Below are 230 nucleotides of genomic sequence, written 5' to 3'. Positions count from 1 at the left end.
CGGTCGCCGTAGGAGTACACGGCCTGGGACATCGTGGTGTACGCGGCCACATCCGTCAGCAGGCGGGTGACCTCGGTGACCACGACCTCCTCGGCCGTGCCGATCAGACGCACGGTGCCGGCGGTCACGGCCTCGGGTCGCTCGGTGTTCTCGCGCATCACGAGGACGGGGTTGCCCACGGGCGGGGCCTCCTCCTGGACGCCGCCGGAGTCCGTCAGCACGACAGTGGC

Annotated in this window: 1 protein-coding gene; it reads right to left on the bottom strand. The window is 71.3% G+C overall.

Features of this window, described 5'->3' with window-relative positions:
• Positions 1 to 230: UDP-N-acetylglucosamine 2-epimerase (locus KVS67_RS13695; RefSeq protein ID WP_217565609.1), on the bottom strand; the 230-nt coding region annotated here is incomplete at both ends.

Origin of the sequence: Micrococcus sp. GbtcB5, from assembly GCF_019091605.1 — a bacterium.
Lineage (GTDB): Bacteria > Actinomycetota > Actinomycetes > Actinomycetales > Micrococcaceae > Micrococcus > Micrococcus luteus.
The sequence above is the reverse complement of the archived record's forward strand: the minus strand, read 5'-3'. Positions and strand labels throughout refer to the sequence as shown.